The sequence below is a fragment of the Mycolicibacterium madagascariense genome (assembly GCF_010729665.1).
GTDB lineage: Bacteria > Actinomycetota > Actinomycetes > Mycobacteriales > Mycobacteriaceae > Mycobacterium > Mycobacterium madagascariense.
Map to the genome: position 1 here is coordinate 4,308,316 of NZ_AP022610.1, position 15,173 is coordinate 4,323,488.

Below are 15,173 nucleotides of genomic sequence, written 5' to 3' on the forward strand. Positions count from 1 at the left end.
AGCGCTCCCCAAACGACACGAATCGCGGGAAACGAGACCACATGACGCGTCAACTCCACCTCGGGGGCTTCCAGATCGCCTCGCAGGTCACCCACTCGCACGCCGCATGGCGCCACCCGGCCAGTGACACCGGCTTCACCACGCCGGAGTACTACCACCGGCTCGGGCGGATCCTCGAACGCGGCAAGTTCGACTTCGTGTTCTTCGCCGACCTGCTGGCGGCGCCCGCCCGCTACGGCGCCGACATCGCCGAACCGCTGCGCCGCGGGACGCAGGCCACCGCGACCCTCGATCCGTCGATCGTCGCGGCCAGCATCGGGGCGGTGACCTCGAAGCTGGGCGTGGCGATCACCAAGTCCGCCACGTACTTTCACCCCTACGAGCTGGCCCGCATCTTCGCCAGCCTCGACCACGTCACCCACGGCCGGGTGGCGTGGAACATCGTGACCTCGCTGACGCAGAGCGAGGCGCAGAACTTCGGGCACGACGACCACCTCGGCCACGAGGACCGCTACGAGCGCGCCGAGGAATTCGTCCGGACCGCGCTGGAACTGTGGTCCAGCTGGGACCCCGACGCGCTGGTGCTCGACAAGTCCAACGGGGTGTTCGCCGACCCGGACAAGATCCGGCAGATCGCGCACGACGGCACCTACTTCCGCAGCCGTGGACCGCTCAACGTGCCGCGCTCACCGCAGGGTCGACCGGTGCTGATCCAGGCGGGCTCGTCGAGCACCGGTAGGGACTTCGCCGCCCGGTGGGCCGAGGCCATCTTCGAGATCGACCCGACGCCCGAGGGCCGGCTCGCGTACTACGACGACGTCAAGAGCCGCGCATCGGACTACGGCCGCAACCCCGACGAGGTCCTGATCTTCCCGGCGTTCATCCCGTTCATCGGGGAGACGGAGTCGATCGCGCGGGAGAAGCAGGCGTTCCACAACGAGCTGGCCGACCCGATCTCCGGGTTGATCACGCTCTCGGTGCACACCGATCACGACTTCTCCCAGTACGACCTCGACGCACCCGTCGAGGACGTCACGGTCACCGGCACCCAGGGCCTCTTCGACACCGCCCGCCGGGTGGCGAACCGCGACAATCTCACGCTGCGCGACGTCGGCAGGTGGTACGCCCAGGGCGTCCTGCTACCGCAATTCGTCGGGACCGCCGCCCAGGTTGCCGATCAGATCGAGGCGTCGTTCACCGCAGGGGAAGCCGACGGGTTCATGGTGTCCGCGGCGCAATCGCCGGGCACGTTCAACGACTTCGTCGACGCGGTGGTGCCAGAGTTGCAGCGCCGCAGGCTGTTTCGCACCGAGTACACCGGGGACACCCTGCGGGACCACCTCGGGCTGCCCGCGGCGACCTTCGCACCACCGCAGCGACGCACCGTCTCGGTCGCCAGCTAGGCCGTCAACTCGAGGCGCTTCGCGCCGACGATGCCGGCGTACCTCTCCGGACTGCACGTCAGCACGATGACCTGACCGTCACCGCCCACGGCGTCGAACACCTCGCCCATCCTGGCGAGCCGGTTGCAGTCGCTGAAGCCCAGCGCATCGTCGATGACCACGGGCACGCCGTCGTCCTTGGCGACCAGCGCCGCACTGGCGAGCCGCGCCACGATGCCCAGCTGCTCCTTGGCGCCACCCGACAGCGAGTCGAACGGCACGGTCCTGCCATCGAGGGTGCGGTTGAGGATCCGCAGATCGCCGTCGATCTCGACGGCGAAGTCGTCGCCGAACACGATGCGCCCGAGGCGTTCGACCTCGGCGCGGAACGGGTCGACGTAGCGCAGCCGGGATTCCTCGCGGTGACGCGTCATGACCGACTGCAGCAGGTGCACCGCCCCGGCCCGGCGCCGCATGCGGTCGTGTTCGGCGGCGGCATGCTCGTACTCGGTCTGCGCCGCGTCGAGCCTGCCCTTGCGGCCCTCGGTGCCGTACACCTGCAGCTGCGCCGCGACCTCGCGCAGCTGACCGCTCACCTCGACGTGACGGTCGTCGAGCTCTGCGGCGTGGCGGGTGGCCTCGCGCAGCTCGGTCGCCACCGCGGCAGGCGCGGCGGCGGCCAGCTCGGCCTCGATGGCCAGCACTTGGGCCAGGACCCCCTTGGCCCGCTCCGCCTCCGCCTCGGCCGTGATCGCCAGGTCATCGTCGGAAATCGAATCCCGTTGGCGGGCAAGGCGTTCGGTCGCCGCGGCGACCTCGTCCCTCGCGGTGGCCAACCGTGCCTGCAGCACCGCGGCCGCGCTCGCCTCCGCCGCCGCGCGCGACGCGGCGGCCGTCGCCGCGGTGCTCGCCGACTCGTGCGCGGCGCGCGCGGACCGCTGGGCCTGCAGGGCGGCCTCGAGCGCGGCAGCGGCGGCCGCGGCGTCGATGTCGTCGTCGGCCTCGTCCGCCAGCGACGCGTCCAGCGCGGCGGCGCGGGCACGCAGCGTCTCGAGCGACTCGTCACCGAGGTGGGCATCCAGCGTGGCCCGCAACCGCTCGCGCGACGCCACCAGCTCGCGGCGCCGGACGTCGAGTGCCCGCGCTGCGTCGAGGTCGGCCGCCCCGGCCTCGTCGAGCAGCAGGGTCAGCACCCGGCGCGCCCGGTCCAGGACGTCCTGCGAGTCCGCGGCAGGCGTACCCGGCACGACGCGCACCGTCAGCATGCCGGGCAACTCGACCGCGGCCGCCGTCGTCACCTGGTGCGACCACGACTCGCCCTTCAGCAGCCGCACCGGCCGACCGTCGACCAGCACCTCCAGCTGCCTGGGAACCGCGAGTTCGATTCGCGCCGAGGCCAACTCGGCCTTCGCAGCGGCCTTCTCGACGGCCAGCGCGGCACGTTCGAGGTCGACCAGCACCGCATCCGTCAGGGTGATCGTGGCGAGTTCGTCGGTGACGGTGGCCAATTCAGCGCTCACGGCGTCGACCTTGACCAGCCGGGCGCGCACCCGGCGCGCCTCGGCCCGACGCGCGATCCGCTCGCCGGTGACGCGGGCCGTGTCGACGCGGAGCTGGCACCCCTCCACGGCGACCCGTGCGGTCTCGGCCACCGCCGCGGCGCTGGCGGCGGCCTCCTCGGCATCGGACAGCTCCTCGGCCGCCGCGCGGGCGGACACGTCGAGGCTCTCGATCGTCGCGCTGCGCTCGGTGAGATCGGCACGAAGTCTGCGGCGTTCGTTGACGGCGGCCTCGGCGGCTTCGCGCGTCCTCTCGGCCGGCTCGGCGAGGGCGCGCGCCGCGGACAGCCGCTCCTCAAGGCGGGCCACGACGGCGGCAGCCTGCATGGCCGCGTCGCGTCGGGCGGCGGCCGTGGCCCGTCGCGATGTGAGCTGCTCGAGCCCGTCGGCGAGTGCCGCGTGCCGCAGGACGGCGTCGTCGACCTCGTCCACCGCGGCTCGGCAGTCCTCGACCCTCTGCGTCGCGTCGCGCAGCCGGGCGATGGCCGTCGCCCACTGACCCGACGGCCTGCCCGTCGCCGTGAAGTACTGCCGGAACTCGGATTCGATCCGGTCGATCAGCAGCGGCTCGGCGCCCGACAGCGTGGAGGCCTGTCCCGCGGCGACGTCGAGCGCCCGCGCGAGGGCGTCACAGCTCGAGAGGTCGACCGAGGCCGTCGACGCGGACTGCAGGACGCGTTGGGCCTGCCACAGCTCGGTGTCCACGGTCTCGGCCAGGATGCCCTCGACGCGGTCGTGCGCCTCGTCGCCCGTCAGCTGCTCGCGAGCGGGGGTCGATACCGTCAACCGCGTCTCGGGTCGCTTGTGGAACCGCTTGTAGTACTCGAACCGGTAGGGCCCCGTGGAGATGATCGCGGTGATCTCGGCGCCCTCGTCGACGTGGGTGGGCTTGACCTGCTTGACCTCCTTCTTGGTCGAGCGGTCCTTGGCCCTCAGCAGCAGGTCGAGCGCCTCGATCATCGACGACTTGCCGATCTCGTTGGCGCCGGACACCACGACGACGCCGTGATCGGGAAACTCGATGTCGCGGAACGCGATTCCTCGGTAGTTGCGCAGTATCAGGCGGTGTAGCTTCATGCGGCGTTCCCCCGCTCGGTCAGCCGCAGCAGCAGCGCGAGAGCCGCCCGCGCCTCGTCGGCCTGCCCGCCGTCGGCGCGGGCGGTGGCCACCAGCTCGTCGACGGCCGCGGCGGCGAACCCGCCGACGCCGAGGTCGTCGAACTCTCCGTCGGCGGGCATCACCGCGACGTCGGTCTCCCGGTCCCAGGTGCCGAGCGCGGCGAACAGCCGGACGTACTTGTCGAGGCATGCGTCCAGTGCCGCCTTGTCCGTCACGGTCAGCGTGCCGGTGAGGGCGATCTGCACGACCGTGCGGTTCTTGTCGGGCAGCTGGTCGAGGTTGATGTCGAGGTCGACGACGTCGCGGGCGTCGTCGACCGTGCGGCGCAGCGTCACGAAGCGCCAGCGCCCGACGCGGCGGGCGTCGACGTGCACGGCCCTGGCCGGATCGCGCTCGTCCACCTCGACCACCAGCACGTGGCCGGGGTCGGGTTCCACGTGGTCGTAGTTCGTGACCTCCGGGGCCCCCGAGTACCAGATGCGGCCCGTCGCACCGACCCTGGTGCGCGAGTGCTTGTCCCCCAGCGCGACGTAGTGCACGGCCCCGCGGGCCAGCGCGGCCTCGACGCCGGCCAACCGAATCAGTGCGGGCTTGTCGCGGTCCGGCTCGAAAAGGTCCATCCCGCCGTGGGCGACGACGATGCGGGTGACGTCGTCGGCGGCGAGACCGTCGAGCACCTCGCCGAGCAGGTCGGTGGTCGGCTTCTTGGAACGCCAAGGGGCAGCGACGATCTCGAGGCCCTCGTGGACGCGGTGCACGCCCGCCCGGTCGAGCACGGTGACGTTCGCGGGCTTCTCGGCGAGGAACAGCGCACTGGTGTAGACCGAGGCCGCGTCGAGCGGATCGTGGTTGCCGGGAAGGAGATACACCGGCACCCCGATCGCGCGCATGGCCTCCAGCGACTGGCTCACCTCGCGCGGGGCGAGCTGATTGCTCTCGAACACGTCACCCGCGACGACCACGAACTCGGCACCGGTCTCCTCGGCGACGGCGCCCAGACCGGCGACGGCGTCGCGGCGGGCGGCCGAATACCGCGGCTGCGCCTCGCCGTTCAGGAAGTGGCGGGTCATGCCGAGCTGCCAGTCGGCGGTGTGCAGGAAACGCATTCGGCGAGTGTAGATCCGGGGCCCGACAAGTCCGCGGACCTCGACCGGCAGGTTGGCGCACGACCCGGTTACCGTGTGCAGATGAGCTCGTCAGACCGCACCCTGCTGCTGCTCCGGCACGCCAAGTCCGACTATCCCGACGGCGTCGCCGACCACGACCGGCCGCTCGCGCCGCGCGGCATCGCCGAAGCCGCCCTGGCCGGCGACTGGATCAGGGCCAACGCCCCCACCGTGGACCTGGTGCTCTGCTCGACGGCGACGAGGACGCGGCAGACGCTGGCGCGCACCGGCATCGACGCCGGCACCCGCTTCGACGACGCGCTCTACGACAGCTCGCCCGGCACCGTGATCCGGCTCGTCAACGCCGTCCCCGACGACGTCGCGACCGTGCTCGTCGTCGGCCACGAGCCGACGATGTCGATGACCGCGCTCGGGCTCGCCGACCCCGACCGCGGCGACTTCTCAGCGGCCGAACGGATCTCGGCGAAGTACCCGACGTCGGCGATCGCCGTCCTGCAGACCGCGCAGCCGTGGCACCGACTCGAACCGAACTCCGCGGAGCTCGTCGCGTTCCACGTGGCCCGCTAGTTGTTGGTGTTGAGCGTCAGTTCCATCAGCTTGGTCGCCATTGCGCACGCGTCGATGCCCGGCGTCTGCGGGTTGACCCACCAGCCGACCACGCCCGCCGCGTCGCTGGCGACGCCGCACGAACCGCTGTTGTCGTTGGGCTTCATGACGATCGACTGCACGCCCGCGATGGACCGGCTGTCCACCTGATACTTCAGGTAGTTCGCGACGTTCTTCTCGTTGTCCAGGCTGCCCTGCTCGAACCAGAACCGGGTGATGTCGATGAGGCCGCTCGGGTTGAGGGCCTGCCACCGGCACAGCGCGCCGACGAATGTGCTCTGAATGTCCAGCGGGTCGGCGCCCACCGTCTTGGCGAGGACGTCGGTGGTGAGGACGTCGCACTCCTTGAGGAGGTTGGGGTAGGTCTTGGCCGAGTTGTCGTTGCGCGCCGTGCTGCCTCCGGCGCCCGCCTTGACGGCCTGCCCGGTCACGTCGCGCGAACAGGCGACCAGCAGCGACAGGGTCGCCAATACGGCGAACAGGCTCAGGAGTGCGCGGCGGCCGCGACCGGTGGTGCTCACTTGGAGTTCACGATCGTCTGACGGGCCAATTCCTTGGCGACGCCGCACGCGTCGGGATAGGGCTTCTCCGCGAAGCTGATCGACCACTCGATGAAGTCATCGTCGAACTGGATGCCGATCTCGCACAGGCTCGGCCCCAGCTGGGGATCCTCGTTGAGGGCGATGAAGCCCCCGTGTCCTTCGATGTTGACGTCCTCCACGCTGGTACGCGACAGCTCCTCGGTCTTGCGTTCGCGGCCGATCGGGCTGCCGCGGTACCAGTTGAACGAGAAGTGCGGCCCGAGGATGCCGCCGCCGAGCAGCCACTGGCAGCCCACCGACGTCTTGGCCGTGTTGACCAAGCCGGTGACCTGGGTCAGCTGCGCCATCGTCTGATCGCTGATGCCGCCGCACTCGGGAAACATGGGTCCGTGCTTGGCCGCGGCGGGGGCCGCGGGGGTCGAGGAGCCGCCGGAGCCGCTCGACTGATCCGAGCCACTCGAGCAGGACGCGAGAATCGGGATCACAGCGGCGGCCAACACGCCCAGCGCCCTCGCGTTGCGTGTGCTGCGTCTTCCCGTCACGCCCGACACTGTAGCGGCAGCGTCGGGGCACAACCACTGACATGCCGACTGACCAGGAGTTTTCTAAGCAAACCCACGGGAGAGTAAGCGCCAGACGCCCGACGCCGCAGTGTGCAACAGTTGCGGAATGCTCATGCGCCTGCTGCGCCGGTATGCCGGGCCCTACCGCACGGCCATCATCGTCGTGGCATCCTTCCAGGTCGTCAGCTCGCTGGCCTCGCTGTTCCTGCCGACCGTCAACGCGAAGATCATCGACGACGGGGTAGCCAGGGGTGACACCCACGCCATCGTCGAACTCGGCGCCATCATGCTCGGCGTCACCGCGCTGCAGGTGCTGTGCGCCGTCGGCGCGGTGTACTTCGGCTCCCGCGTGGGCATGGGCTTCGGCCGGGATCTGCGGGCGGCCATGTTCCATCACGTCACCGGGCTGTCGGCCGAGGAGACCGCCCGCTTCGGCGCGCCCACGCTGCTGACCCGCACCACCAACGACGTCCAGCAGATCCAGGTGCTGCTGCAGATGACGTGCACCATGCTGATCACCGCCCCCATCATGTGCGTCGGGGGCATCGCGATGGCGCTGCACCAGAACGCCGGGTTGTCCTGGCTGCTGGTGATCAGCGTGCCGGTGCTGGGGTTGTCCAACTACAGGATCGTGTCGCGGCTGCTGCCGATCTACCGCACCATGCAGGGCCTCATCGACGGCATCAATCGCGTGTTGCGCGAACAGCTTTCGGGCATCCGCGTCATCCGCGCCTTCGCCAGGGAGCCGTTCGAGCGGACCCGCTTCGGCGAGGCCAACGACGCGCTGGCCGACACCGCGCTGTCGGTGGGTCGACTGCAGGCGCTGCTGCTGCCGGTCACCACCCTGGTCATCAACGTGTCCAGCGTGGCGCTCATCTGGTTCGGCGGTCTGCGCATCGACTCCGGTGAGATGCAGGTCGGGTCGCTGATCGCATTCCTGTCCTACTTCATGCAGATCCTGATGGCCGTGCTGATGGCCACGATCCTGCTGGTGATGCTGCCGCGTGCCACGGTGTGCGCCGAACGCATCACCGAGGTGCTGACCACGACACCGGCCATCACGAGCCCGCCGGAACCCGCCCGACCCGCGGCGGTGACGGGGCTGCTCGAGGTCGCACACGCGGCGTTCAGCTATCCCGGTGCGGATCGTCCCGTGCTGCAGGGGGTTTCGTTCACCGCCCGCCCCGGGACGACGACCGCGGTGGTGGGGTCGACGGGCTCGGGCAAGTCGACGCTCGTCTCGCTGATCTGCCGGCTGTTCGACGTCACCGCGGGCTCGATTGCCGTGGACGGCATCGACGTTCGCGATTACGACGTCGAGGAGCTGTGGTCGACGATCGGGCTCGTGCCCCAGCGCGGCTTCCTCTTCTCGGGCACGGTCGCGGCGAACCTACGCTACGGCAAGGCCGACGCGACCGACGACGAGATGTGGGAGGCGTTGCGCGTCGCGTCGGCCGACGCATTCGTCTCCGCCCACCCCGATGGACTGGACATGCGTGTCGCGCAGGGCGGCATCAACTTCTCGGGCGGGCAGCGGCAACGGTTGGCGATCGCCAGGGCGGTCATCCGCCGACCCGCGATCTACCTGTTCGACGACGCGTTCTCCGCACTCGACGTCCACACCGACGCCCACGTGCGCGCCGCGCTGCGCGAGGTCGCCGCCGCCGCGACGGTCGTGATCGTCTCGCAACGGATTTCGACGGTCGCGGCGGCCGATCAGATCGTCGTGATCGACGACGGCGCCGTCGTCGGCGTGGGGTCGCACTCCGCGCTGCTCGCCGACTGCCCGGTGTACGCCGAGTTCGTCGACTCCCAGACGCTGGCCGGGGCCGCCCCGGCGGTGACGTCGCGACCCGCGGGTCCGCAGTGACGCGCTCGGTCAGCGGTCGCATCGACGGCGGCCTGGCCGCCCCCACCGCGCGGTCGAGGGACTTCACCGCGACGGCGGTGCGGCTGGCACGACGCCTGTTGCCACAGCGGCTGGCCACGATCGTCGTCCTGCTGCTCGGGGTCGTCGGCATCGCGATCGGCGTGGTGGGCCCGCTCGTCCTCGGGCACGCGACCGACCTGCTGTTCAGCGGTGTCATCGGCAGGGGGTTGCCCGCGGGCATCACCAAGGAGCAGGCGGTGGCGGCCGCGCGGGCCCGCGGCGACGGCACGTTCGCCGACCTGCTGTCCGGCATGCACGTGGTGCCGGGGCAGGGTGTCGACTTCGCCGCCGTCGGGCGCACGCTGGCCCTGGCGCTGACGCTGTATCTGCTTGCGGCACTGATGGGTTGGATACAGGCCCGGCTGCTCAACGTCATCATCCAGCGGACCATGGCCGCGCTGCGGGCCGACGTCGAGGACAAGGTTCACCGACTTCCGCTGTCCTACTTCGACTCCCGGCAGCGCGGGGAGGTGCTCAGCCGCGTCACCAACGATGTCGACAACGTCCAGACGTCGCTGTCCATGACCATCAGCCAGCTCATCACCTCGGTGCTGACCGTGCTCGCGGTGCTGGTGGTGATGCTGGTGCTCTCCCCGCTGCTGGCATTGATCACCGTCCTGACGGTGCCGCTGTCGCTGCTGGCCACCCGCACGATCGCGCGCCGCAGCCGCGACCAGTTCGTCGCGCAGTGGCGCAACACCGGGCGGTTGAACGCCCACGTCGAGGAGACCTACAGCGGGTTCACGGTGGTGAAGACGTTCGGCCACCGCGCCGCGGCACAGGAGCGCTTCCGCGAGCTGAACGGTGACGTCTACACGGCCAGTTTCGGCGCCCAGTTCCTCTCGGGCCTGGTGTCACCCGCGACGACGTTCATCGGCAACCTGAGCTACGTCGCGGTCGCGGTGGCCGGCGGGTTGCAGGTGGCGACGGGCCAGATCACCCTCGGCCACATCCAGGCCTTCATCCAGTACGTGCGCCAGTTCAACCAACCGCTGACGCAGGTGGCGGCGATGTACAACACGCTGCAGTCCGGAATGGCAAGTGCGGAGCGGGTATTCGACCTCCTCGACACCGACGAGCAGACCCCCGATCCGCCCGTGACCGGCCCGCGGCGGCGTGGGCCCGGCCGGGTGGAGTTCGACCACGTCGACTTCGCCTACCGCCCGGGGACGCCCATCATCGAGGACTTGTCGCTGGTCGCCGAGCCCGGCAGCACCGTCGCGATCGTCGGTCCGACCGGCGCGGGCAAGACGACGCTGGTGAACCTGCTGATGCGGTTCTACGAGGTGGACGGCGGCCATATCTCGATCGACGGGGTCGACATCACCGCGATGACGCGGCACGAATTGCGTTCCAGCATCGGCATGGTGCTGCAGGACACCTGGCTCTTCGGCGGCACCATCTACGACAACATCGCCTACGGCAGGCCCGACGCCACCGAGGCGGAGGTGGTCGAGGCCGCCAGCGCCGCCCACGTCGACCGCTTCGTGCATTCGCTGCCCGACGGCTACCAGACCCGCATCACCGACGACGGCGGCAACGTCAGCGCCGGGGAGAAGCAGCTGATCACCATCGCGCGGGCCATCCTCGCGCAGCCGAGCCTGCTGATCCTCGACGAGGCGACCAGCTCGGTGGACACCCGCACCGAGCTGCTCGTGCAGCAGGCGACCGCCGAACTGCGTCGCGATCGGACCAGTTTCCTCATCGCACACCGGCTTTCGACGATCCGCGATGCCGACCTCATCCTGGTGATGGAGGCAGGCCGGATCGTCGAGCGCGGCACCCACGACGAACTGCTGGACCGCCGCGGCGAGTACTGGTCGATGGTGGCGCGTTGAGATAGCGGTGACAGTCGCGTCCTGCGCCAGTTTCGACTGTCAGCGCTACCTCGACGGTGAGCGGTCTGCTCAATTCGATTCGACAGACCAACCGGGTCCGCTCCGGGAAGATGCCCTCATGACCACCGTGCACACCTTCTGTCGGTACTGCCTCGCGTCGTGCGGCATCGAGGTCACCGTCGAAGACGACCGGGTCACCAAGATCGCGCCGGACAAGCGCAACCCCCACAGCTGGCAGGACTTCTGCGCCAAGGGCCGCACCGCGAATCAACTCGTCGAGCACCCCCGGCGCATCCTCGCCCCGATGCGCCGGGTGGGCCAGGGGTACGTCGAGGCGACGTGGGAGGAGGCCATTGACGACATCGCGACCCGAATGAACGCGCTGATCGACGCCGACGGGCCCGACGCCGTCGGCGTGTACTACGGCAACCCCGCCGGGTTCTCGTCGTCGAACATCGTCTTCATGAACGGCTGGCTGGATGCCATCGGTACGCATAGCCGCTACTTCGTCGGCTCGGTCGACCAGAACGCCATGCACGTCGTGTCCGAGGCGATGTACGGGTCCGAGCTGATGTCGCCGGTGTCCGACGTCGATCGGTGCGACTACTTCCTCCTCGTCGGCACCAATCCTGCGGTGAGCGCGTGGAATTGGCTCGAGACGGTACCCGGCGGATGGCGGCGCGCGCTCGCGCGGCAGCGGGACGGGGCCACGCTGGTCGTGGTCGATCCCGTGCTCACCGAGTCCGCGAAGCAGGCCGACGTCCACCTGCCCATACGCCCCGGCCACGACTGGGCGCTGCTGCTGGCGATGGTGAAGGTCGTCCTCGACGAGGGGCTCGAGCACGCCGAGGACTGTCGGGACCTCGCCACCGGCGTCGACGATCTGCGCGCACTCGTCGCCGAGGCCGACCTCGACGACCTCGCCCGCCGGTGTGAGCTTCCCCGCGCCCAGATCGAAACGATCGCACGCGACTTCGCCCGCGCGAGGGGGGCGATGGTCGTCACCCGCACCGGGGTCTCGCTACATGCCGCGGGCACCATCGCGGAGTGGCTCGGACACGTCCTCAACGTCGTGACCGGACGGATGGACCGGCCCGGTGGCCGCCGGTTCGAGCGAGGTTACGTCGACGCGCTGCGTCTGTTCGATCTCGCCAAGCGACCCGTCCACCTCAGCCGGCTGCGGCGTCGCGGAATGATCGCCGGCGCCCACGGGCTGGCCGAGTTGCCCGACGAGATCACCACGCCGGGCCCCGGTCAGATCCGCGCAATGGTGATCAACTCGGGCAACCCGGTGGTCTCGGGGCCAGACGGAGCGAAACTCGATGCGGCCCTTGCCGACCTGGACCTGCTGGTGGCCATCGACCTCGTGCAGCGCGAGAGCCATCGCCACGCGCACTGGCTGCTACCCGCCGTGCACTGGCTGGAACGCAACGACCTGCCCGCGTTCACCAGCAGCATGCACGACGAGCCGTTCGTGCAGTACGGCGTCAGGGCCGTCGCACCCCCGCCGGGCGCCCGTGAGGAGTGGCGCATCTGGATCGACCTTGCACTCGCCATGGGGAGGCCGCTGTTCGGCGCCAGGGGCGTCAACGCCTTCGTGTCGGCTACCCGGCGGCTGGCGCGTCTCGCGCGGCGGCCCAGTCTCGAGTTCAGCCCGCACTGGATCGACCGCCTCCTGATCGCGACGTCCCGGAAGGTGAACGGCCGCAAGCTGCGATGGCGGGACGTCGTCGACAATCCCCACGGCTTGGTGCTCGGCCCGCGGGAGTTCGGCCACTTCAGGGCGGCGCTGCGCACCGGGGACGGCAGGGTGCACGCCGCGCCCCCGGAATTCCTCGCACGGACCCGCGAGCTGCTCGCGGCGAATCCCGTTGCACCGGAGGGCTATCCCTTCATCCTGGGCAGCCGGCGGCATCGGCACTCCATGAATTCGTGGCTGAACGAACTACCCGGTCTGCACCCCGCGGGCAAGGTCAACGAGGCGTTGCTCAACCCGGCCGACGCCGCGGCACTCGGCATCGACGACGGCGACCGGGTGCGAGTGTTCTCCCCCGTCGGCGCCGTCGAACTCGACGCCTCCGTGGCCTCCGGCGTGCGACGCGGCCTGGTGGTGGTCGACCACGGTTGGGGTTCGCGGATCTTCGACCCACGGCGCGGTGCGGAACCGCAGTCCTACGGCGTCAACCGCAACCTCCTCGCCGGGGACGAGATCGACCCGCTGTCGCAGACCTCGACCCTGAGCTCCACTTACGTTGGGGTGCAACGGGTGTGAATCCCTAGACGCCGGGGCCCTCGGCGCGCACGTCGTCGACCTTCGCCATGGCCTCGCGCAGCTTGGCGAGCCACTCGTCGGTGTGCTGCCCGACGAGGCGGACCGACCACACCAGCGCATCCGAGCGCGACCGCGCCACGCCGGCGTCGACGAGCGTGTCGAGCACCTGACGCTCGGGCTGACGCAGCCGCGTCATGACGGGAACGGCGATGTGCGTGAACAGGATTCGTTCGGGGTCTTCGGTGGGTCCGACCTCGACGCCCCAGGCGACCTTGCGGCCGTAGCGGCGCTCGGCCTCGTCGGCGATGCGCATCCGCTCCGAGCGCGTCTCCTCGCGGAAGCGGGCGGCGCGGCCGGAGGCGCGGGCGTCGCTCTGTTCGCCCTCGGGTTCGGGCAGGCGGCCGATGACGGTGATCTCCTCGCGGTCGACGACGACCGTGGGATCACCGGCGAACCAACCGTCGGGCAGGCGTCCTGCGATCCAGTCGGGGGCGTCGCTCGCGTCGGGTTGCTGGGACTGGTGCCAGCCGCCGGAGCGGCCGTGGTGATGGTGTTGTTTCATGATTACATGATTACGTTGTAACACCGGCGGTGGGGCGACGTTCACCACGGGCGAACGTGCGCCTAGTGTGCAGCCTGATGAGCACGTGGGGAACCGAGGTCCGCGAGGGCAGCTATGGCGGCCATGCCGGACTCGTCTACGACCGCGGTCCGTCGACGTTCGAGGACCTGATGGCGGGCACCGAGGTGTGGACCGACCGCACGTTCCTCGTCCACGGCGACCGGCGCATCTCCTTCGCCGCCTTCCGCATCGCCGCGCACGCGGCCCGGGCACGGCTGGGCGCCCTCGGCATCGAGCCCGGCGACCGGGTGATCGTCAACGGATACAACTCCCCCGAGTGGGTGGTGGCGCTGTGGGCGCTGTGGCTCGCGGGCGCGGTGCCCGTACTGGCCAACCGCTGGTGGAGCGGTGCCGAACTCGACCACGCCGTCGAACTCCTCGCGCCCCGGCACGTGCTGACCGACGTCGACCTCGCCACCGCGGTGCCGACCAGCCCACTCGGCGACCTGCGCGCGGCGTTCGAGGGTCCCGCCACGGAGCCGTCGCCCGCCGTCGCCACCGACCCCGACGCCGGGGCCCTGATCCTGTTCACCTCCGGCAGTTCGGGCATGCCGAAGGCCGTCGAGCTGTCCCGGCGTTCGGTGATCTGCAACCAGCACGACATCATGGGCCGCACCGGGCGGTTCCCCCATCTGCTCGACGACGACTCGGCGCAAGTGGTCAGCCTCGCGACGACCCCGATGTTCCACGTCGGCGGGCTCTCCAGCCTGCTCACGCACTTCCTCACCGGCGGGAAGATCGTGCTGACCGAGGGACGCTTCGACGCGGGCCAGATCCTTTCGATCATCGAACGCGAGCGCATCCAGATCTGGGGTGCCGTGCCCACGATGGCGATCCGCATCCTCGAGCACCCCGACTTCGACGCCTACGACCTGTCCAGCCTGAAGTCCTGGCCGCTGGGCGGCGCGCCCGTCACCTCGGCGTTGCTCGACCGCATCAGGGCGAAGCTGCCCCGGCTGCGCGAGCGCGGCCTCAGCAACACCTGGGGCATGACCGAGGCCGGCGGGTTCCTCACCGTCGCCGACGCCGGCGACCTGGCCCGGCACCCCGGCAGCGTCGGCAGGCCCTACCCCGTGGTCGAGATCCGCATCGCCGATCCGGACGCCGACGGCATCGGCGAGGTGCTGGCCCGCTCGCCGACGGTGATGAACGGCTACGTGGGCGTCGATCCCGCGGTCAACGCCGAGACCGTCGACGCCGACGGGTGGCTGCACTCCGGGGATCTCGGCCACCTCACCGAGGACGGCTACCTGTTCATCGACGGCCGCAGCAAGGACGTCGTGATCCGCGGCGGGGAGAACATCGCCTGCCCGCACGTGGAGGCGGCGATCGCCACGCATCCGGCGGTCGTCGAGGTGGCCGCGCTGGGCCTCCCGCACCCCGACCTCGGCGAGGAACTGGTGGCCGTCGTGGTCCACCGGGCCGACGCCGCGCCGCCGACACCCGATCAGCTGACCGAGCACGTGACGGGCACGCTGTCCTACTTCGCGATCCCCACCCGGTGGGAGATTCGCCCGCAGCCGCTGCCGACGCTGGCCGGTGAGAAGGTCGACAAGAAGTCGCTGGCCGCGCGGTTCCCGGTCGTCTGAGAAAGCCGACCTACCCATACCCCC

Annotated in this window: 11 protein-coding genes; 6 read left to right on the plus strand and 5 right to left on the minus strand. The window is 70.3% G+C overall.

Annotation, left to right across the window (positions count from 1 at the left end; genetic code table 11):
* Window positions 1-41: 41 nt before the first annotated feature.
* Complete coding sequence (locus G6N60_RS20325) at window positions 42-1,403, plus strand: LLM class flavin-dependent oxidoreductase (RefSeq protein WP_163740637.1); 1,362 nt, start codon at window positions 42-44, stop codon at window positions 1,401-1,403.
* On the opposite strand, the gene G6N60_RS20330 is transcribed toward G6N60_RS20325, so the two are convergent.
* Entirely contained in the window at window positions 1,400-4,018 is a 2,619-nt protein-coding gene (locus tag G6N60_RS20330) for an AAA family ATPase (protein WP_163740639.1), read from the minus strand. The two genes, G6N60_RS20325 and G6N60_RS20330, sit on opposite strands and share 4 nt — an antisense overlap.
* Entirely contained in the window at window positions 4,015-5,166 is a 1,152-nt protein-coding gene (locus G6N60_RS20335; RefSeq protein ID WP_163740642.1) for a metallophosphoesterase family protein, read from the minus strand. Before G6N60_RS20335 ends, G6N60_RS20330 begins: the two co-directional genes overlap by 4 nt.
* Window positions 5,167-5,247: 81 nt before the next feature.
* Between G6N60_RS20335 and G6N60_RS20340 the strand changes: the two genes are divergently transcribed.
* Window positions 5,248-5,754 carry a SixA phosphatase family protein gene (locus G6N60_RS20340; RefSeq protein ID WP_163740644.1) on the plus strand — a complete coding sequence of 169 codons (507 nt, stop codon included), beginning with the start codon at window positions 5,248-5,250 and terminating at the stop codon, window positions 5,752-5,754.
* Here G6N60_RS20340 and G6N60_RS20345 read toward each other — a convergent pair.
* On the minus strand, window positions 5,751-6,314 hold the full coding sequence (locus tag G6N60_RS20345; RefSeq protein ID WP_179969715.1) for a DUF3558 domain-containing protein: 564 nt from the start codon (window positions 6,312-6,314) through the stop codon (window positions 5,751-5,753). The two genes, G6N60_RS20340 and G6N60_RS20345, sit on opposite strands and share 4 nt — an antisense overlap.
* Window positions 6,311-6,886, minus strand: a complete 576-nt coding sequence (locus tag G6N60_RS20350; protein ID WP_372511042.1) for a DUF3558 domain-containing protein — start codon at window positions 6,884-6,886, stop codon at window positions 6,311-6,313. Before G6N60_RS20350 ends, G6N60_RS20345 begins: the two co-directional genes overlap by 4 nt.
* A gap of 118 nt (window positions 6,887-7,004) precedes the next feature.
* Between G6N60_RS20350 and G6N60_RS20355 the strand changes: the two genes are divergently transcribed.
* The 3 genes from G6N60_RS20355 (at window position 7,005) to G6N60_RS20365 (ending at window position 12,938) form a co-directional block, all read left to right on the plus strand.
* The gene (locus G6N60_RS20355; RefSeq protein ID WP_163740648.1) at window positions 7,005-8,768 is read left to right on the plus strand and encodes an ABC transporter ATP-binding protein; all 1,764 of its coding nucleotides are present in this window, start codon (window positions 7,005-7,007) and stop codon (window positions 8,766-8,768) included.
* A complete protein-coding gene (locus G6N60_RS20360; RefSeq protein WP_179969716.1) occupies window positions 8,765-10,666 on the plus strand; it encodes an ABC transporter ATP-binding protein in 1,902 nt (633 codons plus the stop codon). The genes G6N60_RS20355 and G6N60_RS20360 overlap by 4 nt, the downstream gene beginning before the upstream one ends.
* A 118-nt stretch (window positions 10,667-10,784) precedes the next feature.
* On the plus strand, window positions 10,785-12,938 hold the full coding sequence (locus G6N60_RS20365) for a molybdopterin-containing oxidoreductase family protein (protein WP_163740650.1): 2,154 nt from the start codon (window positions 10,785-10,787) through the stop codon (window positions 12,936-12,938).
* Window positions 12,939-12,942: 4 nt separating this feature from the next.
* On the opposite strand, the gene G6N60_RS20370 is transcribed toward G6N60_RS20365, so the two are convergent.
* Window positions 12,943-13,500: an ATP-binding transcription factor AbmR gene (locus G6N60_RS20370; RefSeq protein ID WP_163740652.1), complete on the minus strand. Its 558-nt coding sequence runs from the start codon at window positions 13,498-13,500 to the stop codon at window positions 12,943-12,945.
* A 77-nt stretch (window positions 13,501-13,577) separates the two neighbouring features.
* On the opposite strand from G6N60_RS20370, the gene G6N60_RS20375 reads away from it, so the two are divergent.
* Window positions 13,578-15,149, plus strand: coding sequence for a class I adenylate-forming enzyme family protein (locus G6N60_RS20375; RefSeq protein ID WP_163740654.1), 1,572 nt, complete (start codon window positions 13,578-13,580; stop codon window positions 15,147-15,149).
* The last annotated feature ends 24 nt before the right edge of the window (window positions 15,150-15,173 follow it).